At 47.6% G+C, this 23,352-nt stretch carries 20 protein-coding genes; 18 read left to right on the plus strand and 2 right to left on the minus strand.

What is annotated here, in order from left to right; genetic code table 11:
- Positions 1-53 precede the first annotated feature (53 nt).
- From KVG29_RS02785 to KVG29_RS02815, 7 genes are all read left to right on the plus strand, one after another.
- The gene (locus KVG29_RS02785; protein ID WP_252226335.1) at positions 54-1,307 is read left to right on the plus strand and encodes a serine hydroxymethyltransferase; all 1,254 of its coding nucleotides are present in this window, start codon (positions 54-56) and stop codon (positions 1,305-1,307) included.
- 301 nt (positions 1,308-1,608) lie between these two features.
- Positions 1,609-2,892: a replication-associated recombination protein A gene (locus KVG29_RS02790; protein WP_252226337.1), complete on the plus strand. Its 1,284-nt coding sequence runs from the start codon at positions 1,609-1,611 to the stop codon at positions 2,890-2,892.
- Positions 2,893-2,990: 98 nt separating this feature from the next.
- Positions 2,991-3,437, plus strand: coding sequence for an RrF2 family transcriptional regulator (locus KVG29_RS02795; protein WP_252226338.1), 447 nt, complete (start codon positions 2,991-2,993; stop codon positions 3,435-3,437).
- 309 nt (positions 3,438-3,746) lie between these two features.
- On the plus strand, positions 3,747-4,934 hold the full coding sequence (nifS, locus tag KVG29_RS02800; RefSeq protein WP_252226339.1) for a cysteine desulfurase NifS: 1,188 nt from the start codon (positions 3,747-3,749) through the stop codon (positions 4,932-4,934).
- Positions 4,927-5,313, plus strand: a complete 387-nt coding sequence (gene nifU, locus KVG29_RS02805; protein ID WP_204487736.1) for a Fe-S cluster assembly scaffold protein NifU — start codon at positions 4,927-4,929, stop codon at positions 5,311-5,313. Before nifS ends, nifU begins: the two co-directional genes overlap by 8 nt.
- The gene (gene mnmA, locus KVG29_RS02810; protein WP_252226340.1) at positions 5,310-6,407 is read left to right on the plus strand and encodes a tRNA 2-thiouridine(34) synthase MnmA; all 1,098 of its coding nucleotides are present in this window, start codon (positions 5,310-5,312) and stop codon (positions 6,405-6,407) included. Before nifU ends, mnmA begins: the two co-directional genes overlap by 4 nt.
- Before the next feature lie 255 nt (positions 6,408-6,662).
- Positions 6,663-7,619, plus strand: a complete 957-nt coding sequence (locus KVG29_RS02815) for a carbohydrate kinase family protein (protein WP_252226341.1) — start codon at positions 6,663-6,665, stop codon at positions 7,617-7,619.
- Positions 7,620-7,771: 152 nt separating this feature from the next.
- Here the strand turns inward: KVG29_RS02815 and queF are convergent, their stop codons facing one another.
- The gene (gene queF, locus KVG29_RS02820; protein WP_252226342.1) at positions 7,772-8,185 is read right to left on the minus strand and encodes a preQ(1) synthase; all 414 of its coding nucleotides are present in this window, start codon (positions 8,183-8,185) and stop codon (positions 7,772-7,774) included.
- Positions 8,186-8,313: 128 nt separating this feature from the next.
- Complete coding sequence (locus KVG29_RS02825) at positions 8,314-8,808, minus strand: QueT transporter family protein (RefSeq protein ID WP_252226343.1); 495 nt, start codon at positions 8,806-8,808, stop codon at positions 8,314-8,316.
- A gap of 208 nt (positions 8,809-9,016) precedes the next feature.
- On the opposite strand from KVG29_RS02825, the gene KVG29_RS02830 reads away from it, so the two are divergent.
- The 11 genes from KVG29_RS02830 to KVG29_RS02880 all read left to right on the plus strand — a co-directional run bounded on the left by KVG29_RS02830 (position 9,017) and on the right by KVG29_RS02880 (position 23,337).
- Positions 9,017-10,411: a Mur ligase family protein gene (locus KVG29_RS02830; RefSeq protein ID WP_252226345.1), complete on the plus strand. Its 1,395-nt coding sequence runs from the start codon at positions 9,017-9,019 to the stop codon at positions 10,409-10,411.
- Between the two features lie 30 nt (positions 10,412-10,441).
- Complete coding sequence (locus KVG29_RS02835; protein WP_252226346.1) at positions 10,442-11,494, plus strand: M42 family metallopeptidase; 1,053 nt, start codon at positions 10,442-10,444, stop codon at positions 11,492-11,494.
- Positions 11,479-12,501 carry a M42 family metallopeptidase gene (locus KVG29_RS02840; RefSeq protein ID WP_252226348.1) on the plus strand — a complete coding sequence of 341 codons (1,023 nt, stop codon included), beginning with the start codon at positions 11,479-11,481 and terminating at the stop codon, positions 12,499-12,501. Before KVG29_RS02835 ends, KVG29_RS02840 begins: the two co-directional genes overlap by 16 nt.
- The gene (locus tag KVG29_RS02845; protein WP_252226350.1) at positions 12,501-13,493 is read left to right on the plus strand and encodes a M42 family metallopeptidase; all 993 of its coding nucleotides are present in this window, start codon (positions 12,501-12,503) and stop codon (positions 13,491-13,493) included. The genes KVG29_RS02840 and KVG29_RS02845 overlap by 1 nt, the downstream gene beginning before the upstream one ends.
- A 3-nt stretch (positions 13,494-13,496) precedes the next feature.
- Positions 13,497-16,601, plus strand: a complete 3,105-nt coding sequence (locus KVG29_RS02850; RefSeq protein ID WP_252226351.1) for a DEAD/DEAH box helicase — start codon at positions 13,497-13,499, stop codon at positions 16,599-16,601.
- 12 nt (positions 16,602-16,613) lie between these two features.
- On the plus strand, positions 16,614-17,435 hold the full coding sequence (locus tag KVG29_RS02855; RefSeq protein ID WP_252226353.1) for an SWIM zinc finger family protein: 822 nt from the start codon (positions 16,614-16,616) through the stop codon (positions 17,433-17,435).
- A gap of 128 nt (positions 17,436-17,563) precedes the next feature.
- The gene (locus KVG29_RS02860; RefSeq protein WP_252226355.1) at positions 17,564-18,577 is read left to right on the plus strand and encodes a LacI family DNA-binding transcriptional regulator; all 1,014 of its coding nucleotides are present in this window, start codon (positions 17,564-17,566) and stop codon (positions 18,575-18,577) included.
- Positions 18,578-18,851: 274 nt separating this feature from the next.
- The gene (locus KVG29_RS02865; protein ID WP_252226357.1) at positions 18,852-19,790 is read left to right on the plus strand and encodes a peptidoglycan-binding protein; all 939 of its coding nucleotides are present in this window, start codon (positions 18,852-18,854) and stop codon (positions 19,788-19,790) included.
- A gap of 274 nt (positions 19,791-20,064) precedes the next feature.
- Entirely contained in the window at positions 20,065-20,598 is a 534-nt protein-coding gene (locus KVG29_RS02870) for a tryptophan transporter (RefSeq protein ID WP_252226359.1), read from the plus strand.
- Between the two features lie 152 nt (positions 20,599-20,750).
- Positions 20,751-21,908, plus strand: a complete 1,158-nt coding sequence (gene nagA, locus KVG29_RS02875; RefSeq protein ID WP_252226360.1) for an N-acetylglucosamine-6-phosphate deacetylase — start codon at positions 20,751-20,753, stop codon at positions 21,906-21,908.
- A 43-nt stretch (positions 21,909-21,951) separates the two neighbouring features.
- Entirely contained in the window at positions 21,952-23,337 is a 1,386-nt protein-coding gene (locus tag KVG29_RS02880; RefSeq protein WP_252226362.1) for an MFS transporter, read from the plus strand.
- Positions 23,338-23,352: the final 15 nt, after the last annotated feature.

Below are 23,352 nucleotides of genomic sequence, written 5' to 3' on the forward strand. Positions count from 1 at the left end.
TTTCAAGTTAAAAAGTATTTCCAAAATCCATATTAAAGGAAGGAGTCTTGTCTATGGTAGATTTGAGGGAGATATACAACGCTGACCCAGAGGTAGCAGAGGCTATAGAAAGAGAGCTCAAGAGGCAACAGGACCACATAGAGCTCATCGCTTCTGAGAATTTCGTGAGCCTGCCTGTGATGGCAGCTATGGGTACTCACCTTACCAACAAGTATGCCGAAGGGTATCCTGGTCGTCGTTATTATGGCGGTTGCGAATTTGTGGATGTGGTAGAAAACATAGCGATTGAAAGGGCGAAAAAGCTGTTTGGCGCTGAATATGCCAACGTCCAGCCGCACTCGGGCGCTCAGGCCAACATGGCGGTATATTTCGCAGTGCTGGAGCCGGGAGACACTATCATGGGCATGAACCTCGCCCACGGCGGACACTTGACCCATGGCAGTCCTGTGAACATCTCGGGGAAATATTTCAAGATTATTCCTTACGGTGTTGATCCCAATACCGGTTATATAGATTACGACGAGGTCAGGCGTTTGGCCAGGGAATTTAGGCCCAAGTTGATTGTCGCAGGTGCCAGCGCATATCCACGGGTGATTGATTTTGATAAGTTCCGCGAGATTGCAGATGAGGTCGGGGCTTATCTGATGGTGGATATGGCCCATATCGCAGGCTTAGTGGCGGCTGGGCTGCATCCAAGTCCGGTACCTTATGCCGACTTTGTGACCACTACTACCCACAAGACGCTGAGAGGGCCCAGAGGTGGTATGATACTTTGCAAAGAAAAATATGCCAAAATCATTGATAAGGCCATTTTTCCGGGGACCCAGGGGGGGCCGCTTATGCATGTAATAGCCGCCAAGGCGGTGTGTTTTGGGGAAGCTTTAAAGCCCGAGTTTAAGGAGTACCAGAAGCAGATCATAAAGAATGCGCAGGCTTTGGCCAATGGGCTTATCGAAGAAGGATTTAATCTTGTCTCGGGCGGTACAGATAACCACCTAATGCTGGTGGACCTGCGCAATCGCGGTATTACGGGTAAGGATGCCGAGAAGGCTCTGGACAAGGTGAGGATAACGGTTAACAAGAACACCATTCCAAACGACCCCGAAAGCCCGTTTGTGACCAGCGGTATCCGTTTAGGTACGCCGGCTGTAACCACCAGGGGCATGAAAGAGGAGGATATGCGCCAAATTGCACGGGCGATTTCACTGGCTCTGCCGGATTTTGAGAAAAACAGGGAAGAGGTGCTGGGGATAGTCGATGACCTGTGCAAACGCTATCCGCTATACAGCCATGGTATTTTGAAATAAAATCCAGTATAGGAACAAAAAAGATGGTCTTACACCAAGATCATCTTTTTTGTTCTATGTATATTTCACCAATTTGGCATTGTGCGCAATGGCCGCAAACCGGTCTGGCGAAAATGAAATAACCCGTCGATTGTTGAATTTTTACGGTTTTATATTACCAATTCTGTTTTTCAGATGAGAAAGTTAAACTATTATGTTAAAAGCGTTAGAAACCTCTTGTGAATTAACCGCCTTCCAGAAGGTTGGTGATTCATATTATCAAACGCTATTTTATAAAAATAAAAAAAGGGATTGAGGGAAGATGGATAAGAACATGCCTTTGGCAGCTAGGATGCGTCCTAACTCTCTAGAGGAATTCGTTGGACAACAGCATATAATAGGCAAGGGCAAGCTGCTTTACAGGGCCATAAAGAGCGACCGGATTACTTCGGCCATATTCTATGGGCCTCCAGGCACCGGAAAAACCACCCTCGCGTACATAATCTCCAAGGAGACCAAGTATCCCTTCAAGAAGTTGAATGCCGTAACTGCAGGGGTAAAGGAGATCCGTGAGATAGCTGACGAGGCAAGAAATTATCTGCTGAATCCAAAAGGGCGGGTTATACTGTTTTTTGACGAGATCCATCGTTTGAACAAGGCGCAGCAGGACGTACTGCTCCCCTTTGTGGAGGACGGCACCATCATCCTCATAGGTGCCACTACCGAAAACCCTTACTTTGAGGTGAACAAGGCGCTGCTGTCCCGTTCCACCATATTCAAATTTGAGCCACTATCCCCGCAGGAGATACGAATCATCATCGACAGGTGCCTGAAGGATAAGGAAAGAGGTCTGGGCGAGTATCCCATCGTTATCACTGAGGAAGCCATTGACCACATAGTGCGGTTGAGCGATGGCGATGCCCGCGTGGCTATGAACGCCCTCGAGCTTGCCGCTTTGACCACTCCGCCCCACGAGGATGGAAAAATATACATTGACCTGGAAATTGCACAGGAATGTATACAACAGAAGGCTATAAAGTACGATAAAGATGGGGATAATCATTATGACGTGGTAAGCGCTTTTATAAAGAGCATGCGGAACTACATGGAGCCAGATGCTGTGCTGCATTGGCTGGCTAGGCTGGTGGAGTCGGGAGAAAAGCCCGAGTTTATCGCTCGGCGCATCATAATCGCGGCAGCCGAGGATGTAGGGCTAGCAAATCCGACTGCCCTACAGGTGGCGGTGGCAGCGGCTCAAGCGGTGGAGCGCGTGGGATGGCCTGAAGGCAGGATAATACTGGCCATGGCGGCTTTGTACGTGGCCTGTTCACCCAAGTCAAATTCGGCCTATATGGGTATAGAAAAAGCTCTGGAGGACGTTCGTACGAAAAACGTTGGGAGCGTTCCGCTTCACCTGAGGGACGCCAGCTACCCGGGAGCAAAGGAGCTGGGGCACGGCAAGGGGTACAAGTACTCCCATGATTATCCCAATGCCCGTGCCAAGCAGCAGTACCTACCGCCTGAACTGGAAGGCGTCAGGTATTATTTCCCCAAAGATTCTGGGTGGGAGGCAAGTATCAAGAAAATACTGGAAAAGCTCAGATAAAATTTTTTGGCGTCAATCTTGACAAAATTACTAAGGTATGCTATTCTGTGTTAAGAACAAAACCGAGTAATTTACTTGGTTTTAAGGAGTGGTATAATGTGAGGCTTTCAACGAGGGGGCGATACGGGGTAAAGGCCATGTTTGACCTCGCGCTTAACTATTCAGGCGAGCCCGTTCCGTTAAAGAGCATCGCTGAGCGCCAGGGGCTTTCGGAGGCTTATCTGGAGCAGCTGATGGCGGGCTTGCGCAAGGCCGGCCTTGTAAAGAGCGTACGCGGTGCACAGGGTGGATATGTATTGAGCACTTCCCCTGATAAGATAACCGTGGGGGAGATAATAAGGAGCCTGGAGGGCTCTATGGCTCCCGTCGATTGCGTGATAGAGAACGAGGAGACTGACTGCGAAAAAGCCGAGTACTGCGTTACCCGCCTGGTTTGGGAAAGGATCAGGGACAGCATAAATCAGGTCGTGGATTCCATAACGCTGCAGGATATGATAGACGATTACAAGCGGCTCCATCAGCGCAATGCGGAAAAGGATGGTTGAAAAACGGATGCTGGAATAAGTGCCGTTACTATTATATGAGGCCACTGTGCAGAAACAAGGCTCGGAAGAATGTTATTTGAAGCTAGAACTGTAGGAGTGAAGAGGCAATTGTGCAAACTTTGTCCTTAAGGAGTGCAAAAATGGTAAACAGAAAATTATATGAGTCAAATCATGATGGTAAGGCTTAGTGTTATTATAGGTGAGAGAAATGCATTTTCAAATCAGTTTATTTCTGAATCAATGACGGTTAGTGTATGCAAAAACAAAAAATGCCAATATTAATATATTACCGAAAGGAAGTGCTTGAGTATGCAGAGAAGAGTGTACATGGACCATGCTGCTACGACCTATACCAAGCAAGAAGTGCTTGACGAGATGTTGCCCTATTTTAAGGAGATATATGGCAATCCTTCAAGCGTTCACGGCTTTGGTAGGGAAGCCAGGAAGGCTGTGGACCTCGCCAGAGAAAGGACGGCCGCTGCCCTCAATGTTTCTCCCGAGGAGATATACTTCACCAGCGGAGGTACAGAGGCCGATAACTGGGCTATCAAGGGTGTGGCGTGGGCCAACAAAGAGCGAGGAAACCACATAATCACCACCTCCATTGAACACCATGCCGTGCTTCACACCTGCCAATATTTGGAGAAGATGGGCTTTGAGGTAACCTATCTGCCGGTTGACAGTTACGGCCTGGTCTATCCCGAACAGGTAAAGGAGGCCATTACCGATAAGACCATACTCATAAGCGTGATGTTTGCAAATAACGAGATAGGTACCATTGAGCCCATCAAGGAGATCGGCCAGATAGCCCGGGAGCGGGGCATATACTTCCATACCGATGCGGTGCAAGCGGTGGGCCATATACCGGTTGACGTAAAGGATATGAACATAGACCTTTTGTCTTTATCGGCTCACAAGTTTTACGGTCCCAAGGGTGTGGGGGCGCTTTATATCAGAAAAGGCGTAAAGCTCCATCCGTTTATCCACGGGGGAGCTCAGGAGCGCAACAGAAGAGCCGGTACCGAGAATCTGCCCGGCATTGTGGGTTTGGGCAAGGCGATAGAACTGGCCGTTTCCAACCTCGAGGAGAACAGCAAAAGGCTGACGGCCATGCGAGACCGGCTGATATCCGGCGTATTAAACAGTATAGAAAACGTACGCCTGAATGGCCATCCCACCAAGCGTTTGCCGGGCAATGCCAACTTCAGCTTTGAATTCATTGAAGGGGAATCTCTGCTGCTCAGCCTTGACATGAAAGGCATTGCGGCATCTAGCGGTTCGGCCTGTACATCGGGGTCGCTGGACCCTTCCCATGTGTTGCTGGCCATAGGGCTACCGCATGAGATTGCACATGGGTCGCTCAGATTGACGCTGGGCGATGACAATACCGATGAGGATATAGACTATGTGCTGGAGGTGCTGCCTGGTATTGTAAAGAGGCTGAGGGAGATGTCTCCACTATTTGCACAGCATAAAGGGGGTAAACACTATGTATAGCGAAAAGGTAATGGACCATTTCATGAATCCCAGGAACGTGGGAGAAATAGAAGATGCTGATGGTGTTGGTGAGGTAGGCAATGCCAAGTGTGGCGATATCATGAAGATATACTTAAAGATAAGGGATAATAGAATAGTGGATGTAAAGTTTAAGACCTTTGGTTGCGGTGCTGCCATTGCCAGCAGCAGCATGGCCACCGAACTTATAAAGGGCAAGACCATTGAGGAGGCCCTGGAGCTTACGAACAAAGCCGTGGCCGAGGCCCTTGATGGTCTGCCGCCTATAAAGATGCACTGTTCGGTACTTGCCGAACAGGCCATAAAGGCCGCTATTGAGGATTACAGAAGAAGACAGCAGGAGAAGCAGGTGAATTCATGAACAAGAATCGTGTGGTTGTGGGGATGAGCGGCGGAGTGGACAGCTCTGTAGCCGCTTATCTCTTAAAACAACAGGGCTATGAGGTTATAGGGGTGACCATGCAGATATGGCCCAGCGATGACCCGGAGATGGTTGAAAAGGAGGGAGGATGCTGCTCGCTTTCTGCCGTTGAGGACGCAAGGCGGGTTGCCAATCAGCTGGGCATCCCATTTTATGTGATGAACTTCCAGCAGGTGTTTGACGAGGAGGTCATATGCTATTTTGTGGATGAATACTTGAAGGGCCGCACGCCAAATCCCTGTATAATGTGCAACCGGCGTATCAAATTCGAAGAGCTGCTCAGGCGAGCGATGGCCCTTGATGCCTATTACGTTGCCACCGGACATTACGCGCGCATAGAATACGACCAGGAAAAGGGCCGTTATCTGCTTAAGAAATCGGTCGCCGAGGCAAAGGACCAGACCTATGCCCTGTATACCATGACCCAGTATCAGCTTGAGCACACCCTCATGCCTATTGGAAATTATACCAAGGAGCAGGTAAGGCAGATAGCGCGAGAGCTGGGCTTAAGGACGGCCAATAAGCCTGACAGCCAGGAGATATGCTTTGTAAAGGACAACGATTATGCCCGGTTTGTGAAGGAAAGGGCTTCAAAGCCCATTGCGCCGGGATATTTTGTGGATACCCAGGGAAATATATTGGGCAGGCATAAAGGCATAATCCATTATACCATTGGCCAGAGGCGAGGTTTGGGCATAGCGCTAGGAGAGCCCATGTATGTCGTGGCAATAGACCCGGAAACCAACACGGTGGTCCTGGGCAGGCATGATGAGGTTTTCTCCAGGGCCATGATCGTTGAGGATGTAAACCTGATCTCGGTGCCCACCATTGATGAGCCAATCAGGGCCAACGTCAAGATTAGATACACGGCAAAGGAGGCGCCAGCCACGCTTTATCCGGAGGAGGACGGCAAACTTAAGGTGGTGTTTGATGAGCCGCAAAGGGCTGTAACCCCCGGACAGGCCGCCGTGTTCTATCAGGATGACATAGTGGTGGGAGGAGGAACCATAGCCCAGGTTTTGAAGGAAAATTAAAACTTATTATAAAAAGCTCTTTACGAGCCTTTTATTTTTGTACTTTTATATCCTTTATCAAGATTGAACAATAAGATTTTAGTTTTCTACAATATGGAAGCAAATTGCTCAAAATGTGATAAATATGATAAAATATTTCTTGGAAAGCAGTTGAAATATGAGATTTAAAATAGTGGCACTAACATGTAATTTAGACACTTCAAAAATTCGATGCTCACTTGGTTTTGATTTTTACAAAAGTTAGGAGGAATTATAATGTACGATTATGATGTAGTCGCTTTAGGGGAGCTATTGATAGACTTTACTCCAGCTGGTATTTCTGATAATGGGAATCCGCTTTTTGAGATGAACCCTGGAGGTGCTCCTGCGAATGTACTGGTTGCGGTTGCGAGACTTGGTGGTAGCTGTGCATTTATTGGCAAGGTGGGAGATGACCATTTTGGTCATTTTCTAAAGCAGACGCTTGAGAACAACAATGTAGATACTCAAGGTTTGAAATATACAGGACAGACAAACACCACACTTGCTTTTGTACACCTCGATGAAAGAGGAGAGAGAAGCTTTACGTTTTTGCGTAATCCCGGAGCCGATACTCTGCTGGAGGAGCATGAAATTGAGACAGGCATAATAGACAAAGGAAAAATATTTCATTTTGGATCATTATCCATGACACATCAGCCTGCTGAAAGAGCTACACTGAAGGCGGTCGAGTATGCAAAGCAGAACGGGAAGATCATCTCCTACAACCCAAACTGGAGGCCCTCGCTGTGGAAGGATGTCGATACCGCAAAGCAGAAGATGATATTGGGTTTAAGATATGCTGATATAGTAAAATTATCGGAGGAAGAGCTGAGGCTTTTAACGGGGGAGTCGGATATCGAACGAGCTGCCCAAATCGTATTTGACATGGGTGTCAAGCTTGTTTTGGTGACGCTGGGAGGACAAGGCTGTTATTACATGTACTCAAGCGGACGGGGGCATGTTCACGCCTATCAGGTAAAGGTGGTGGATACCACAGGAGCGGGAGATGCTTTTCTAGGAGGGATGCTTTACAATATCTCGAGAATAGACTGTCCTATAGAAAAGATGGATTGCTACCAGCTAGAAGAGATTATCCGATTTGCCAATGCCACTGCTGCTTTATGCATAACAAAGAGAGGTGGCATACCCGCTATGCCATCCATCGATGAAGTGGAGGAATTGTTGAAATAGAGAATTTGGCTGGGACTTTATTGAACGAAGCCGACTTGGGCTGTGAAATCTTACAAACAAGCTTGCATGTCGTCAATAGCGTAGATGGCAACATACTGCCGGAACAGATATAGGTTCTATTGTTAAAACAAATACAAAGGCTGGAAAGGGGCTTAATTAAGATCAAGCCCCTCTTTCCCATCATATTTGGCCGTTACCCTTGTGGATATGCCTCCCCTTGCCACAAATTCGCCTATCACTTCCATATATTTTGGTTTCAGCAGATTTACCAAGTCATCCAGTATCCTGTTTACCGCATGTTCTTGTAGTATTCCCACATTACGATAGGACGTGAGATAGTACTTCAACGATTTCAATTCCACCAGCTTATTAGAAGGGATATATTTAATAGTCAATTTAGCGTTATCCGGCAGGCCGGTCCAGGGGCATACAGATGAAAATTCCTCAGTATAATACTCCACAAGGGTATCCCTGGCGGGATATTCGTAATCCATTGCTTCTAATACCTCAGTGTCGATTTTGTCATATCCATAAACATCAAATCTTTTATTGCTGTATTTATCCATCTATTTTAAAACCCCCTTTTTTAAAGATTGTACGCTCTCGAAAAGTCTGAGAGCTTTATTTTAGCTTGTTTGCAGGTTCGGTCTGGGGACTTCACCCCATAATTATTCTGCAAGGTTGCCCTACAAAATCAATCGTTGTGCCTATGTTGCTCAGCTACTTTTCGAGAGTGTTCAAAGATTGTCAAAACAATGAAATAACCTATTGCCATTAAAATAGTTTCGGCGATTAAAACGCTGACAAACGTCTGGAAAAATGGGAAGTTTGCCGCAACTTTCAACGTGAGAGCCACACTGGCGGATATATATATTCCAATGAATATTGAGCCCACGAATTTGTTTGTGTATCTACCGACATAATAACCCAATAGACACCCTATGAGGTTGCTTACGGGCATAAAGATGAGTTCCATTGGACCTGCAAAAGGGCTGAAGAGATTTGAGAGAAAGTTTCCAATCATCATGGATACTGCAAACTTTTTGCGGAAAGTTGAAATGGGTTTTACAAGTTCGCCCATTCTAAATTGTGTGGGGAGGTAAGAGATTGAAGAGAAGGCTACTGTGATAACGGCATAAAGGCAGGCAACCAAGGAAACCTCTGTGATATCTTTTGCTTTTTTGAACATATAAAAAACCTCCTTGTTTTTTTAACCGGGGTAGCTGCGACCCGGGCAAGCTTTTGTCCGCTTGCTTTTATACATTATAATACTTTTTCGTGGTGATGGGAAGCCTTTTATTTTGAGTATGCACTTGAGGGAAGATTACAAAATAGTAGTCTTTGAAAAAAAACTATGTTATAATGAATTAATAAAAATATTGAAAAGGTGGAGTTGTATGCTTTTAAAGGAACTTCTGGCGAGTACACCTGTTTATGAACTGATAGGTTTTCGGAAAATTGATATAACAGGGATTACTGTTGATCCTGAAGAAGTAAAAAAAGGCTATCTATTCATCTATGATCCCGAGATGACCCAGTTTCCCTATGAGGAGGCAGTGAAGTGCGCTGTCGAAAGAGGGGCTGTAGCCATATGTATCGGGCAGGATCAGGAGATAATTCCTTTAAACGCAACTTTTATCAAAACTTACCACATCAATCGATTTATATCGGCGGTTGCCAGAAATTTTTATCATAATCCTTCTCAAATCCTAGAGCTTGTGGGTATTACGGGTTCTCATGGCAAAAGCACTGTCGGCTGGATGATCAAGTCGGTGCTGGATGCATCAAAACAGGATGGCGTGATCATCGGCAACACCTATTGCCAGATGGGCGATCAACCTTGCAGGCTCTTTAAGAATGCCATCTTCCCTCTGACATTGAATCCTTTATTGCATGAAGCCATTGAAAAGGGCATTCGCATCGGTGTGGTAGAATGCTCATATACCGCTATTGTTAAGGACTTGCTGAGGCATATATGGTTTGACAGCATAATCTATACCGACCTTTACACATATTTTCAGAATCACAGGGCTGACAGCCATTATCTGGAGATAAGGAAAACTTTGATAGATCACCTGAAGGGCGTAAACTCGCCCATAATTCTGAATGTGGATGATTATTATGCCAATCAGCTTAAAGGGCGTACAGTAGTAGGGTACGGCATTTGCCATAAAAGCTATGTCTATGCGCAGAATATACATTTAACGCCGCATGGCAGCCGTTTTACCGTAAAAACTTCACAGGGTAGCTGGGATATCGTACTCAATGTGCCCGGGATACACAACGTGTATAATGCCTTGGCAACCATTGCCTGGTGCTTAAAGAAAGGCATGGATGTGGAGCTTGTGCGACGGGGGCTTGAGAATTTCGAGAGTGGAGTGCCTGTTGAGATAGGAAATGACGATTACAGGAATGTAGATATATACGTAAGGGATATGGTGGATGTGAATGAGCTTAATGCTTTGTATTCGGAGTTGAAGGCCGAAACGAAAGGCAAAATGGTGACGCTTTTTCCTGTGGGCGGGCGCATTGATGTATCGAAATACAGGGAGATAGGACAAGTAGTCAATCGCCATAGTAATCACTGTATACTGGTGACCGATTATGCTTCCCATAGCTCCATGGACAAGGCTTTTAATATAGCGCAGCAAATGGGAAATACAGTTATAGGACATGAGATGGATTGTTACAAGGCCATTCAAAAGGCTGTGGAGGTAGCTGGGGAAAACGGCTGTGTACTGGTGTTATCTCCACCCGATTTTAACGAGAGATTCAGCACCGTAATTTCTTAAGGCTTGACGCAATTAGTAAGGAGGATAGATATGGAAATCAAGGATTTTCTGGCCAAGCTGGTGGCCGTGCCGGGGATATCGGGCAACGAAGAGGTGGCTGCACAGCTCATATCCCAGGCGTTTGAGCCATACTGCCAGGAGGTCAGGATAGATCGCTTTTATAATGTGTACGGCCGTAAGACCGACGTCATAAGAGATGATATGCCCAAGGTCATGATTACTGCCCACATGGACGAGATAGGCCTTATGGTGACCGATATTGACGAAAGGGGTTTTATAAGGTTCACCACCGTGGGCGGGGTGGATCCACGCATACTGCTGGCTCAGGAAGTGGAGGTCCATGGAAGGCAAAAGCTGTTTGGCGTCATTGGAGCCAGGCCCCCTCATATCCAGCAAAGGGAAGACGCCAAGAAAGCCATAAAGATAAAGGATATGGCCATAGATGTAGGGTTACCTTATGAAAAGGTGAAGGAACTTGTCAACATAGGCGATGCCATCACCTTTGTAAGCCCGTTGACTGATTTGAGGGGACAGATGGTCAGCGGAAAGTCACTGGATGACAGAGCGGGAGTGGCAGTGCTCCTTCAGACCATGAAGGAGCTGGATGCCCTGCGCTTTGCTGCCGATGTGTTCTTTGTAGCCACCGTTCAAGAAGAGGTGGGCGTGCGGGGAGCTACCATAAGCGCATACAAGGTTGAGCCCGATATAGGGATTGCGGTAGATGTCACCCATGGCGATATGCCGGATGCGCCCAGGGACGAGACCTTTTCCTTGAATAAGGGGCCGGTCATTGCGGTAGGGCCAAACATGCACCCCAAGCTGACGCAAAAGCTGATGGACGTGGCCAAGGAATACGGGATGGATTACATGGTAGAGGTGGAACCAAGGCCCACCGGTACCGATGCTCGGGCCATTCAGATATCCCGTCGGGGGGTTCCGACCGTTCTCATCGAGATACCTTTGAGGTACATGCACACGACTGTGGAGACTTTGAATTTGAGCAACATCAAGCAGGCGGCGAGATTGCTGGCGCGTTTTATCGCTTCGCTGAAGGAGGATTGGAAAGAATGGCTGGGTTACTGAAAATGCTAACTGAGGTCGGGGGCGTATCTGGGGATGAAGGCCGGGTTCGCCAGCTTATAAGGCAGGAAGCATCACCTTTTGTCGATGACATATACACTGACAGGATGGGCAACCTTATCGCCTATAAGAAGGGCACAAACAGCGACAAAAAGGTCATGCTGTGCGCTCACATGGATGAAGTGGGGTTTATAATAACCGGAATAGGCGAGGATGGCATGTTGAAGTTCAAGATGGTAGGGGGAATAGACCCTCGCGTTCTGGTGTCCAAAAGGGTGCTGGTGGGCGAAAAAGGATATACTGGGGTGCTGGGGATCAAGGCCATTCACCTTCAAGAGCCCGAGGAACGTGAGCACGCCGTTAAAGTGAAGCAGATGTACATAGACATAGGCGCTACCTCAAAGGAGGATGCCTCTCAGGTAGTAAAGCCGGGAGATTATGCGGTGTTTGACAGCCGATATGTGGAGTTTGGTGACAACAAGGTTAAGGCCAAGGCGCTGGACGATAGAGCAGGCTGTGCAGTGCTCATCGAGCTTATAAAGCAAAAGCAAAGGTATGATTTTGACTTATATGCCTGCTTCAGCGTTCAGGAAGAGGTGGGCTTAAGGGGAGCCGAGGTTTTGGGATACAGCATAAACCCCGATATAGCCATAGTGGTTGAGGCTACCACCTGCTCCGATGTTCCCGGTGTAGAGGAACACCTCTATACTACTTTAATGGGGAAAGGTCCTGCCATCACCATCATGGACAGTGCCTCTTATGCAAACAAGGAATTGGTGGAAATGCTTATAAATACAGCCCAAAAGAAAGGGATACCCTTTCAGCTAAAAAAGGGGGCATCGGGCGGCAATGATGCCGGCAGGATCCATTTGGCCAGGGAAGGCGTAAAGACGGTAACGGTATCCATACCCTGTCGCTACATACACAGTCCATCTTCAGTTATGGATTTAACTGATTACAAGAATACAATACGCTTGATATCAGCTTTTCTGAAAGGATGTGAATTGTAATGAAGGAGCTTCTGAAAAAACTGACAGAGACATACGGCCCTTCAGGCAATGAGGAGATTATTAGGGACGTTATCCGTCAGGAGATTGAGAATTTTGTGGACGAGATAAGGGTAGATGCGCTGGGTAACCTGATAGCGGTCAGAAAGGGCAGCGGCAAAAAGGTCATGCTGGCCGCTCACATGGATCAGATAGGGTTTATGGTAACCCATATCGATGATAAAGGATTTTTGAGGTTTACAAGGGTTGGCGGAGTCTCGGTCAGGGACAGCATACACCGCAGGGTGATTTTCAAAAATGGGGTCACCGGCGTGATAAGCTATGAAGAGGAGATTGACGATATAAGAGACATCAAATTTGAGAGGATGTACATCGATATCGGGGCTTCCAGCCGTGAACAGGCGGAAAGCATGGTATCCATAGGGGATGTGGCGGTCTATCACTCGGCCTTTTCGGAAAATTGCGGCAGATATATCGGAAAGGCCATGGACGACAGGGCGGGATGTGCGCTGCTCATAGAGGCTGCAAAGCGGCTTCAGGCTTCGCCCCATGAGATATACTTCGTGTTTACAGTGCAGGAGGAGCTGGGGGTCAGGGGTGCAAAGACCTCCGCATATGCGTTGAACCCCGATATCGGGATTGCGGTGGATGTCACGCTGACAGGGGATACGCCAAAATCCAGGCCCATGGCTGTAAAGCTGGGGGGTGGGCCTGCTATTAAAATAAAGGATGCTTTGGTGCTGGCACATCCCAGGGTCAGAAGTTTGATGGTGAGCAGGGCACAGGAAGCCGGAATACCTTATCAGATGGAGATACTGGATGCCGGCGGTACCGATGCCGGGGCCATTCACCTTACCAGAGAAGGTATTCCTTCGGGAGTCCTTTCCATACCGTGCCGGCATGTCCACAGTGACAGCGAGATGGTGGATGCATCTGATATGGAAAACGGTGTAAAGCTTATGCTGCATATATTGGAGGGTGAAATAGAAGTTTAAGTTATGATTGTACTTCATGTAGCTTGGACGGGCAGGAGTTTCTTTATATGGGCTGAACAGGAGCCCGATCGTTGTATCCAAAAAAGGAGGGGAAGGCCGCCGAAAAATCCAGGGGGCATGCCTCACACCTTCCAAGCTCCTGTAAGCAAAATCGTTTCATTGCTTTCTCTTTTATACCCCGGTGTCGATTGGGGCAAAGTAGCCAAAGAGGACAAAATATGGATCTTGTTGCCTACCGGAAAGCGTATGCCGCTGCCTTCACCGGGGTTATCTGCGGAATCCGAAAATGGGGAATACAAGTTGGCCGGTTGGGAGATAACCGGCTTGTCTGTTCCTATATCCGCTTTCATTGAAGGTATAGTGGCGTCTAACTACGACGAGCAGTACGGCGATGAGAAAGATAGCGGCGGTGACCGTTTAATTTTTGGAGATGACTGGAATTTTTGGGTGTTGTGTGGACGGTTTGTGCTGCGCATGCTGTGCCGCCAGAAATTCATTCCCTCCTTGGCTCCAGGGGAAGAGGGAGGGGTGGTTGCTGTATGGCAGCCGGTTTTTGAGGACCCAGAGGACCGCGGGATTTTAAAACGGCTTATAAGCGCTATGCCGCCGGTATGCTGTGGCATGATTAAGCAACCGAAGCAACATGCTGAACTGGCAATGCCTTGTGAAGTTATAATGGACTATTTGCGTGTGGCCACCGATGAGCTCATACGTACGTGGCTGGGCGATGTCAGCCCACTTGATCAAAATGCCCCTGTTGAGAGAAAATGGCTGTGTGCTTTGAGGGGGAAGGAGCGGCGCATAGTTGCGCCTAAAAGGCAAATTGAAGAATTGGTGAAAGGGCTTAAAGAGTGGACTGCGGTCTTGAGGGAAAACAGGGGAAGTTTCCGTACCTGCCTGCGCCTTGAAGAGCCCCGGGATGGGAGCGAAAACTGGTATCTGTCATTTCATCTTCAGGCCACCGATGACCCAAGTTTGCTGGTATCGGCGCGAGATGTATGGCAGATGAACAGAAAGGTTGTCACTTTGCTGAATAGGCAGTTTGAGCACCCGCAGGAGAGGTTGCTTGAAGACCTGGGAAAGATACTTAAGATATATCCACCGCTTGAGAGGGGACTTATGGAGCCCCGACCCGAGGGGATGTTCCTTACAACCGATGAGGCGTATTTTTTCTTGAAGGAGATATCGGTATTGCTTCAGGACAGCGGATTTGGAGTGCTTGTCCCTTCATGGTGGCGGGAGAGGAAGAAAAGAACGCCGGGGGTAAGGTTAAAGCTTCGTCCTGCCCAGGATTACTCAGACGTCGATTCGGTTGGACAGTTTGGTCTGGATTCCATTGTAGAGTTTGATTGGAAATTGTCCATTGGTGAAGAGACCATTGATTATGAGGAATTTAAACAGCTGGCTGCACTGAAGAAACCACTGGTGCGCATTCGTGGGCAATGGGTGGAACTCAATCCGAGGGATATGGAAGCCGTGATAAGGTGGCTGGAGAGGCAGAAAGGTGTAAAGGAGGTATCGCTTAAAGAAGCCCTTGGGATGGTGATGTACGTTGAGGACGATGGTCCGGACATCACCGGTATAGATTCTGAGGGATGGCTGCATACTTTTCTGCAGGGATTGGCGGGCAGTGAATCGTATACCATTCTCGATACCCCATCGGGTTTCTGTGGAAAATTGAGACCGTATCAGATTCGTGGGTTTTCCTGGCTGGCTTTTTTAAGAAAGCGAGGCTTTGGTGCCTGCCTGGCTGACGATATGGGGCTGGGCAAGACGGTTCAGGTGATTGCGCTGCTGCTTTATGAGAGGGAATGCCTAGGGGTGAAAGGGCCTACGTTGCTCATATGTCCCACTTCGGTGGTGGGCAACTGGATGCGTGAAGTAGCACGCTTTGCTCCCGGCTTGAAGACGTTTATTCACCACGGCACCGATAGGGCTACGGGTAAGGAGTTCGTTGAAAAGGCATCCCGTCACGACCTGGTTATAAGCACTTATAATCTGGTACACAGGGATTTGGATATCCTGGCTATGGTCAATTGGAAGGGCATAGTGCTGGATGAGGCACAAAACATAAAGAACCCTTCCACCAAGCAGGCTCAGAGCGTACGTAAACTGAAGAGCGAATACAGGATTGCTCTTACGGGAACTCCTATAGAAAACCGACTAATGGAGCTTTGGTCTATTATGGAGTTCTTAAATCCTGGGTATCTAGGCAGCCGTGAAAGCTTTCGCAGGAGGTTCGTCATTCCAATTGAAAAGCATGGGGATGAGAGGCGCGCCTGGCAGCTCAAGCAGCTGATCAAACCTTTTATATTGAGGCGTGTAAAAACCGATCCCGCCATCATTCAAGACCTGCCGCTCAAACAGGAAAACAAGGTTTACTGTACCCTGACCAAAGAGCAGGCCACTTTGTATCAAGCGGTGGTGGAGGAAACAATGGAGCGTATAGCCGCGTCGACGGGTATCGAGCGCAGGGGATTGATTCTGTCCTTGCTCACAAAGCTCAAGCAGATTTGCGATCACCCCGCTCTGTTTTTAGGTGACGGCAGTTTACTTGACAACAGGTCGGGCAAGCTTATGCGCCTAGTTGAGATGCTTGATGAGATATTGAGCGAAGGGGATAAAGCGCTTATATTTACCCAGTATGCCAAAATGGGGAAGATGCTCCAGACGTATCTGCAAAGGGCATTTCGACGGGAAGTGTTGTTTCTCCACGGAGGTGTCCGAAAGGATGAACGGGACCATATGATAGAGCGGTTTCAAACCCAAGAAGGCCCCGATATATTCGTGCTATCCTTGAAAGCAGGAGGGGTGGGGTTGAACCTTACCCAGGCAAACCATGTTTTCCATTTTGACAGGTGGTGGAATCCCGCTGTGGAGAACCAGGCTACTGATCGCGCTTTTAGAATCGGACAGCAGAAAAACGTGCAAGTGCACAAATACATCTGTATAGGCACGCTGGAGGAAAAGATTGACATGCTTATTGAAAAGAAGAGGGATCTGGCCGATAAAGTAGTGGGCACCGGTGAGGCATGGCTTACTGAGCTCAGCGATGATGAGTTGAGAAATTTGTTTGCTCTTGAAAGCGAAGCTGTGCGGAATGAATAGGAGGGGCAGATGATGGCTTTAAGGGGAAAAAAGGGCTTTGGCTCCAGCTGGTGGGCTAAGCAATGGCTGGAGGCTTTGGAGTCCTTTGGCTGGGATAGTCGTTTGACACGCGGTAGAGCCTATGCAAGGAACGGAAATGTGCTTGATGTAGAGATATCTTCTGGAAGGGTAAAAGCCCATGTACAGGGCAGTAGGAAAACTCCCTATAAAGTGGAGATTTCCATGAAAACCCTGTCGCAGTATGAATGGGACCAGGTGTTGGATGCTCTGGCCAGTAAAGCGATATTTTCGGCAAAACTTCTGGCGGGCGAGATGCCTGACAATATCGAGGAAGCCTTTTCTTCGCTGGAGGTTTCCCTGTTCCCCAGGTATGCCATGGATCTGTCTGCCCACTGTACCTGTCCCGACTGGGCCAACCCCTGCAAGCACATAGCAGCAGTTTATTATATCCTCGCCCAGGAGTTTGACCGGGATCCTTTTTTGCTGTTCAAGCTAAGGGGAATGAACAGGGAACAGATTATGGAAGCCGTTCGCAACAGGAGGACAAGTACCGCTAAATCGATGACGGCAAAAAAGGAGGGAGGTTTGCCTCAAGAGATTGAAAGAGAGGGTAGCTCACAGCACGATGCCGTATCGCTTATCAATTACTGGACTGGTAAGATGAAAAACATGGATATAAAAATAGCCGTTGAACCTCCGCTGGTGGAGCAGTCCATTCTAAAGAGGTTGGGTGAACCTCCGTTTTTTGCGGGAAAAATGGATATGATCAGGCAACTGGAGCAGGATTATAAGAAGGTGCTTTTAAGGGCTATCACGGTGGGATATAAGGATTAATGATGCGCTAATTTGTTAAATGTACTTTGTCTTGATAAATTGATCTGCGGTATTTATAATACAAGTAACCGATTACCTCTGTGCAATTTGAATGGTAAATTTATTTAAGCGGAAAGGGGCAATGGAGATTGGCTACCATATACGATATAGCTAAAAAAGCAGGTGTCTCTGTAGCTACTGTATCTCGGGTATTAAACGGCGTGGATCACCCGGTAAGAGAGGAGACGCGCAAGAAAATAATTGATGCTGCCAAAGAGCTGGGATACAGGCCCAACAAAATTGCCAAAAGCCTCGCACATCGCCGCACATATACGGTGGCTCTGCTCATTCCCAGCATTACCAATAATTTTTATACCGAGATTGCGGAAGTAATTGAGCAGAAACTGGGCGAAAAGGGATACAGCACTTATTTATGCAATACCCAGCGCATGATCGAAAAGGAGACGCAATACGTGGACGACCTTATAGCCCGCAGGGTTGACGGAGTAATATTCAGCCCAACGCGGGTGAAGCCCGAGGACAACTTGGTGAATGCGAGGAATTTGGAAGAGCTCAGAAAGAATGGGATAGCGGTTGTAGCCTTTGGTAGCCATTTTAGCAATGTCAGTCAGGTATACATCAATACCTATGAAGGTGCTTTAGAAGCCACTCGCTACCTTTTGGAGTTGGGGCACAGGCGGATAGGCTTTATAGATGGTTTGGAAGCCGGGACTAGGAAGAGCCGGCGCAGGGGTTATATGGATGCACTCAGGATGGCGGGCATTGAGATAGATGCTAATCTCATTGTGTCGGGGAATCTTGAGATGGATGGGGGGTATGAATGCGTCAGGAAGTTGATGCAGATTGAGGAACCTCCCACTGCCATAATAGCCGTGAACAACCTCATGGCCGTAGGGGCTTTGAAAGGCGCTAAAGACATGGGTATCGATGTACCGGGGGAGTTGTCCATCATTGGGTTTGATGACAGCAAGCTTTCAGAAGTTGTGGAGCCGCCGTTGACAGTGGTGAAACAGCCTTTAAAGGAGATCGGCGATGTGGCCGTTGGGCTACTTATGGAGCAGATAGAAGGGGAAAGCATGCCCAGAATGGTCGAACTAAAAACGCAGCTGATAATTAGGGTCTCATGCACCAGAAAGAGATAGAGCACATCATTCGATAAATGCCCGTTTTAAACTAAACGGGCATCATTTATTTTTATTGCCTATTGCAAAAACCCTGTTTTTATGCATTTTTGTATAATGCAGCTATAATATGGTATGCATGTGTTAGAAGGAGAGCGGTGCAAAAAATATTTAATATTCGTGTAATATTTTTTTAACAATTTGTCTTACGGAGATTTACTTATTTGACAGTATATGCAAGCGCACCCTATAATAGTAACCGACATAAAATTCAGGCTATGGGGGTGCAGAGTAAGTGCGGCATATTTTATCCCGGACCGGCATTTATAGGCTGGCTATTGTGGCAACCATCTTGGTGTTTTTATTGTTACCCGCTGGACGAGCATGGGCTGCATATCCTGTACTATCGCTGGGAAGCAGGGGTGAGGCTGTTGCCCGGCTGCAGCAAGAGCTCAAAAATCAGGGATATTATACTTACTGGCGAGTTACGGGGTATTATGGTTCTATTACCAGAGATGCGGTTATGAGATTCCAAAGAGCAAACGGGCTTGTGGTGGATGGAATTGCGGGTCCTGTTACCCAATCGGTCCTTTATGACAGCAAAAACGGGTACCGTACTTTAAAGTTTGGCATGAGAGGTGCTGATGTTTCCCGGCTTCAGAGCGCACTCAAGCAGCAGGGATATTTCTATGCTAATGTCACGGGGTATTACGGCAAGATTACCGAAAATGCTGTGATAGCCTTTGAAAAGGCCAAAGGACTGAGAATCGACGGTATAGCAGATCCCCAGACTCAGAGCGTGCTATATGCAGGCCAGGCCACATCGCAGCAGTATGCCAGCCGTGGGGGTACATCGTCCAAGCAGGTATCGGGTGACCTGTACTGGCTAGCCAGGATCATACACGCCGAGGCTGCGGGTGAGCCATATATAGGCAAGGTGGCGGTTGGCAGCGTCATAATGAATCGTGTGAAGTCTCCTAACTTTCCTAACACCATATATGGAGTTATATTTGAGTATTATAAGGGCATACCGCAGTTTAGCCCTGTACAGGACGGTACCATATACAACACGCCCAGCAGCGAGAGCTACCGAGCGGCTCAGGAGGCTTACTATGGTTCAAAACCCGTGGGAAATGCTTTGTACTTCTTCAATCCCGCCAAGGCAAGCGGTGGCTGGATTGTGAGAAATCGGACTTATATTACTACCATAGGGAACCATGCTTTTTACAGGTAATTTTAGATTCGAGGTGGTTTTAAAGCATGGAGACAATTTGTTTATAATAGCCAATTCTATTTCAACTATTGACAGCGCTCAAACTCCTAACATTAATATAACTGCAAAATTTAGATGGACATTTGACATGTTCTACCTCATTTTTAATTATTGACAACCGTTTAGAGGTTTGATACTATAAGCTTATATAAAAAGGCGTGCCGTAGAACGGCTTTGCAAGAATGGCCTATCGGGCGCGATGAGACGAGAGGAGAAGAGAAAGGGGAGAGGAGATATGAAAAATTTAAGGGATTTTGTTTTAGCGGGATTATTGCTTGCAATTGGGGTGGTGTTGCATTATATCACACCTTCGACAGGCACACCCGTGAAGCCGGATTTTCTGCTGGCGATGCTGTTTTTATGCCTGCTGTGTTTTGAGGACGTCAAAGTGGGATTTGTAGCCGGGCTGGCAGCCGGTGTGCTGTCGGGCCTTACCACCAGCGTGCCGGGGGGATTTTTACCCAACCTCATTGATAAGGTAATTACAACAGCTGTATTGATAGCACTTATATATGCTTTAAAGAGATTGATCAACATGTATATCCTCTCTATTTTGGTGCCGATTGTTGGGACTATAATAAGCGGGCTGGTGTTTCTGGGTGCAGCAATTGCGTTGGAAGTTCTTCCGGCAGAGATGTTTGTAGGCGCTTTTGTAACCGCTGTGCTTCCCGCTATAGTGGGTAACGTGGTGCTGGTGGCATTGCTGTTTGGTGCTTTAAAGCAGACCGGCAGGCTTTATCAGAGGACTACCCGAAAGGTTTCGCCCTAAGAACCATTGTGAAGGGCATTTTGTGAATGGCATTGTGCCAGCGGGTAAAAAGTTAAGCCAAACATTGAAGGCAGTAAACCTCCTTGGGTTGTTGGCGTATTGCTGACCCAAGGGGGCTTTTTTATGAAAAAATTCAGTTGGGGGTGTGGTCAGTGAAAATCCTAACCGGTGGGAAGGTTTATCTTGAGGGAGAATGGAAGTGCGACGTAGACGTGGTGATGGAGGATGGCAAAATTTTGGATGTTGCTCCTAAAGGAAAGTATGCTGAGGGGGAAGTTATAGACGCTAAGGGGAATTATATATGCCCGGGATTTATAGATATCCACGTTCATGGATGCAAAGGCCGGGACGTCATGGATGGCAGCGTGGAGTCTCTTGAAGTTATGGCTGAATTTATGGCCATGCACGGTACCACGGCTTTTTTGGCCACCACTACAACTCATGGGCGGGAAGAGATAAGGAAGAGCTTGAAAGCCGTAAGTGATGCTTTACATAAGAACATTAAAGGGGCTCAGATTCTTGGAGTCCATCTGGAAGGCCCTTTTATCAACTCAGAGGCAAAAGGTGCTCATGATGAAAAATATATACTTGCTCCCAGCCGAGAGAGTTTTAGAGAGCTGGTAGGGGATTACGAGAGCATCATAAAGAGGGTTACGATGGCTCCCGATGTTGAAGGGGCTAAGGAGCTGGTGAATTATTTAACGGGTAGAGGCATAGTGGTGTCTATGGGACACACAGTGGGCAGTTATGAGCAGTGTATGGCCGGGTTCGAGTGGGGAATGACCCACGTCACTCACTTGTATAATGCTATGTCGCCCTTGAAGCACAGGGAACCCGGAGCAGTGGGTGCGGCTTTTGATAGGGATGGGGTGACGGTGGAGCTCATCGCTGATCTGATTCATGTGCATCCTGCTGCCTTGAGGATTGCGGTGGCTGTGAAGGGCAGCGATAGCGTGGCTCTTATTACTGATGCCATGTCAGCTACGGGAATGGGCGATGGTGACTATGTCTTGGGTGGTCTGGAAGTAGTGGTAAAAGAGGGGGTAGCTCGATTAAAGGAAAGAGGTAATCTTGCGGGCAGTACCCTTACCCAGGATCAAGCCCTGCGCAACATGGTTTTAATAGGCATACCGCTGGAGGATGCTGTTAAAATGCTTACTGAGGTACCGGCTTATATCATAGGCATCGGAGATAAAAAGGGCAGGATAAAGAAGGGCTTTGATGCTGATCTGGTCATTTTGGATGAAAAGCTGCATGTCAGTAAAGTATTTATAAAAGGAGAAGGTATTTATAAAAGGAGTGCAGATTGAGCTATACCATTTAGCTGTAACATTTAATGGGGGATATAATGCTGTGAAAGGCAAATTTTTGCTTTTTAAAGAGCTAGATATTACGCAGGAGCTCAGGGAAGACCTCAATAGAATTGCATGGGGGGTTAGTTTGGGCATAGTGTTTTTTGTATGCCTGAACGGTGCCCCCTTTGCTGGCTTTGTACGTGCTCTTGGCGTCAGCGAGCTGATGTATGGCATTCTGATGTCGCTTCCGGTGGTGAGCGGCGTATTTCAGGTGCTGGCGGCTTATGTGCTGGAGTCCACAGGGGCCAGGAAAAAGCTGTTCTTGATAGGCGGCATGTTTCAGCGCCTTTCCATAATTCCCGTGGTACTCCTTCCACTTGTAATTCCTGAAGAGCTGAAAGGGTTGACCATAAGCCTAATAGTGTTCTTTTTGCTGGTTTCTGCAGTGGGCGGTGCCTTCAACGGCGTGACCTTTATATCCTGGATGGCGGCACTTGTCCCATTGAAAATACGCGGTCGATTTTTCAGCCAGCGGCAGATGATGTTCACCTTTACCGGTATGGTGGGGGGAGTGCTGGCAAGCTGGGCACTGGATCGCATAGGCGGTTTTGTTGGCTTTGCGGTGGTATTCAGCCTGGTAACGGTATTTGCTATAATGGATATCCTTTGTTTCATCCGGGTGTATGACCCGCCCATGGTGAAGCCGCAGCATCGGCTGTCCCTGAAAAAGATGTGGAGCGCTGCGTTGCGGCACTCAAATTTCAGGCGGTATTTGATTTTCTGGGCGGTATGGGTGTTTGGCGTCAATATTGCCGGGCCATTTTTTAGTGCTTACATGATCGATTATTTGAAGATGAGCTACCTGGAAATTACCATCTATACTCAGGTAGTTAGCAATATCCTCACTATACTTGTCATACGAAAATGGGGCATGCTGGTTGATATGTTTGGCAATAAGCCGGTATTGCGCGTTTGCGGTACCGGGGTGTCTGCTCTTCCTTTTCTATGGCTGCTGGCCACTCCGGAGAATTATATGATCATTCCTTTTATACACGTTTTTACCGGCATATTCTGGAGTGGGATTGATTTGACCTCCAATAACCTGGTAATGAGCCTTTCACCTGACGAAAACCGCTCGTTTTATGTGGCTAGCTTTTCAATGGTGACATCGGTGGTGGGCAGTATAGTGGCTTATGCCCTTGGTGGCTTGTTTATGGAGGTTACGGCTGAACTGGCCAGAAATTTGAATATTGTAATTTTTGGGCATCAACTCACCAATTATCATATGCTGTTCATACTTTCTGCTGTCATACGGTTTATAGCCATAACCTTCCTGGTGTCTCCCATACATGAAGACGAATCGGTTGAACCCAAGGAGATGATTCGCCGTTCCATCCACATGATAGCGGACAAAAGGGAGAAGCTGCAAAAGGTACGGGGATAAAAAACAGGTATACGT

It is taken from the genome of Caldicoprobacter algeriensis (assembly GCF_023838525.1).
In the GTDB taxonomy this organism is placed as follows: domain Bacteria; phylum Bacillota; class Clostridia; order Caldicoprobacterales; family Caldicoprobacteraceae; genus Caldicoprobacter; species Caldicoprobacter algeriensis.

Coding starts and splice junctions, on each gene's coding strand:
- KVG29_RS02845 (WP_252226350.1), top strand. CDS start 12,501: ATGAAGGAGCTTCTGAAAAAACTGACAGAGACATACGGCCCTTCAGGC.
- KVG29_RS02840 (WP_252226348.1), top strand. CDS start 11,479: ATGGCTGGGTTACTGAAAATGCTAACTGAGGTCGGGGGCGTATCTGGG.
- KVG29_RS02835 (WP_252226346.1), top strand. CDS start 10,442: ATGGAAATCAAGGATTTTCTGGCCAAGCTGGTGGCCGTGCCGGGGATA.
- KVG29_RS02785 (WP_252226335.1), top strand. CDS start 54: ATGGTAGATTTGAGGGAGATATACAACGCTGACCCAGAGGTAGCAGAG.
- KVG29_RS02870 (WP_252226359.1), top strand. CDS start 20,065: ATGAAAAATTTAAGGGATTTTGTTTTAGCGGGATTATTGCTTGCAATT.
- queF (WP_252226342.1), bottom strand. CDS start 8,185: ATGGATAAATACAGCAATAAAAGATTTGATGTTTATGGATATGACAAA.
- nifU (WP_204487736.1), top strand. CDS start 4,927: ATGTATAGCGAAAAGGTAATGGACCATTTCATGAATCCCAGGAACGTG.
- KVG29_RS02825 (WP_252226343.1), bottom strand. CDS start 8,808: ATGTTCAAAAAAGCAAAAGATATCACAGAGGTTTCCTTGGTTGCCTGC.
- KVG29_RS02815 (WP_252226341.1), top strand. CDS start 6,663: ATGTACGATTATGATGTAGTCGCTTTAGGGGAGCTATTGATAGACTTT.
- nifS (WP_252226339.1), top strand. CDS start 3,747: ATGCAGAGAAGAGTGTACATGGACCATGCTGCTACGACCTATACCAAG.
- KVG29_RS02850 (WP_252226351.1), top strand. CDS start 13,497: ATGATTGTACTTCATGTAGCTTGGACGGGCAGGAGTTTCTTTATATGG.
- mnmA (WP_252226340.1), top strand. CDS start 5,310: ATGAACAAGAATCGTGTGGTTGTGGGGATGAGCGGCGGAGTGGACAGC.
- KVG29_RS02790 (WP_252226337.1), top strand. CDS start 1,609: ATGGATAAGAACATGCCTTTGGCAGCTAGGATGCGTCCTAACTCTCTA.
- KVG29_RS02855 (WP_252226353.1), top strand. CDS start 16,614: ATGGCTTTAAGGGGAAAAAAGGGCTTTGGCTCCAGCTGGTGGGCTAAG.
- KVG29_RS02830 (WP_252226345.1), top strand. CDS start 9,017: ATGCTTTTAAAGGAACTTCTGGCGAGTACACCTGTTTATGAACTGATA.